Source organism: Pseudomonas edaphica, assembly GCF_005863185.1.
GTDB lineage: Bacteria > Pseudomonadota > Gammaproteobacteria > Pseudomonadales > Pseudomonadaceae > Aquipseudomonas > Aquipseudomonas edaphica.
In genome coordinates, this window is sequence record NZ_VBVZ01000824.1 from 1 (window position 1) to 2,214 (window position 2,214).

3 protein-coding genes are annotated in these 2,214 nt (G+C 60.3%); all 3 read right to left on the reverse strand.

What is annotated here, in order from left to right; all coding sequences use genetic code 11:
* The coding region (opgC, locus tag FEM54_RS30940; protein ID WP_171045949.1) for an OpgC domain-containing protein at nt 1-493 on the reverse strand (493 nt) is incomplete at its 3' end.
* A gap of 132 nt (nt 494-625) precedes the next feature.
* Entirely contained in the window at nt 626-922 is a 297-nt protein-coding gene (locus FEM54_RS30945) for a cupin domain-containing protein (protein ID WP_099548502.1), read from the reverse strand.
* Between the two features lie 65 nt (nt 923-987).
* Nucleotides 988-2,214, reverse strand: a 1,227-nt coding sequence (locus FEM54_RS30950) for an FMN-binding glutamate synthase family protein (RefSeq protein ID WP_138454109.1), incomplete at its 5' end; no start/stop codon positions are given.

Sequence of the window (2,214 nt, forward strand, 5' to 3'; positions counted from 1 at the left end):
ACCACGTTTTGCGCAAGAGCCACGGCAACACCAGCGGCAGGCCGGCCAGCAGCACGATATACAAGGGCAACGGGTCCATCAGGTTGGGCTTGAAGCGCAGCAGCAATTCATCCACCAACGCTTGCTGTGGTTGGGTGACAAAGTGCGTCAGGCCCATCTCCTGCACCAGATCGCGGGTTTCCACATGGCTGTTGGCGAAGAACACGATGCCCATCAGCATCGCCAGCAAGAAAATATGCACCACGTAAAGCACCCAGGTGCGCCGCAGGATCTTCAGGCAGGCCATCCAGTAGCCTTCGCGTTGCAAGACCTTGCCATAGGCCAGCACTGAGGCATAACCGGCAAGAAATACAAACACTTCAGCGGCATCGCTGAAACCGATATTACGCAGGGTGATTTGGCCGAGTGGGTTGTGGGGGACGTGATCCCAGAAAATGAAGATCAACGCCAAGCCCCGAAAAAAATCGATGCGCGGGTCGCGTCCGTTCAGCATGGCAGCGGGCTCTTGAACAGGGGTTTAAGTCATGACAGGCGAATGCGCGTGTTGTCACACGCCGCACGTCGGGCGCGCGCAGGTTGGCGGTATTTGTAAGCAATTGCAAAGGCTGGGTATTACTGAATGTCTCTATACATCGATGATGACCAACGTGCCCCGGCTGCCGGGGCTTACAGCATGGGGAGTGCCGGCTTCTACGAGGTACATCTGGCCGGCAGCAACGCGTATTTGCTCGGTGCCAATGCTCAGGCACAACTGGCCGCTGACTACCAATAACCCCTCGTTGTAATCATGGGTTTCCTCTTTATAAGCTTGGTCATCCATACGCAACACCTTGATCCGCGCTGGGCCGACCTGGCCCAGGCGTGCGGATTTCCAGCTGTCGGGGAGTTGCGCGGCAATGGCGCTGAAGTCGAGTAACGGCATGTGAAGCTCCTTGTTTCAACGATGCCGTCGGTGGTCCGGTTCAGCGGTCAAGAGTGTTCGGATATTTATGCGGCAGCCACTTCCTGCGGCTCAAAACTGTCCGCCCGTGCCATTTGCCACATGCGCGAATAGAACTCGCCGTTCACCTCGCCGGTGAGCAACTCGCCAGGCTTGAGGAACACATGCAGCTGCGAGAACAGTTTGATTTCGGTCGCCGACATGCGCCGCACCAAATGCTTGGCCGACAGTTGCGACGGATGATCCAGGCCGGCCGCAGCGAGCATTTCCGCCAAGGCGTGCAGCGTGTTGCGGTGGAAGTTGAACACGCGCTGGGCTTTGTCGGGCACCACCAGCGCACGCTGGCGCAGCGGGTCTTGGGTGGCGACGCCCGTCGGGCATTTGTTGGTGTGGCAGCTTTGCGACTGGATGCAGCCGATGGCGAACATAAAGCCGCGCGCCGAGTTGGCCCAGTCGGCGCCGATGGCCAGCACGCTGGCGATATCGAAGGCGCTGACGATTTTGCCGCTGGCGCCCAGCTTGATCTTGTCGCGCAGGTTCAGGCCCACCAGGGTGTTGTGCACAAACAGCAGGCCTTCACGCAGCGGCACGCCGATATGGTCGGTGAACTCCACCGGCGCGGCGCCGGTGCCGCCTTCCTTGCCGTCGACCACGATAAAGTCCGGGAGGATGCCGGTCTCGAGCATGGCCTTGGCGATGCCCATGAACTCCCACGGGTGGCCGAGGCAGAACTTGAAACCCACCGGTTTTCCGCCGGACAGTTCACGCAATTGCGCGATGAACTGCATCATCTCGATCGGGGTGGAAAACGCGCTGTGGCGCGATGGCGAGATGCAGTCTTCGCCCATCATGATGCCGCGCGTCTCAGCAATTTCCTGGGTGACTTTGTGCTTGGGCAGAATCCCGCCATGGCCGGGTTTGGCACCCTGGCTCATTTTGATTTCGATCATGCGCACTTGCGGGTTCTGCGCCTGCACGGCAAAACGTTCCGGGTCGAAACGGCCGTCGCTGGTGCGGCAGCCAAAGTAACCGCTGCCCAGTTCCCAAGTCAGGTCGCCGCCGTTTTCGCGGTGGTAGGGGCTGATGCTGCCTTCGCCGGTGTCATGGGCAAAGTTGCCGAGCTTGGCGCCTTGGTTCAACGCGCGAATCGCATTGGCGCTCAGCGAGCCGAAGCTCATCGCCGAGATGTTGAAGACCGAGGCCGAGTAAGGTTGCGTGCACTGCGGGCCGCCGACCATCACGCGAAAGGCGCTGGGGTCGCTGAGCGGCGCCGG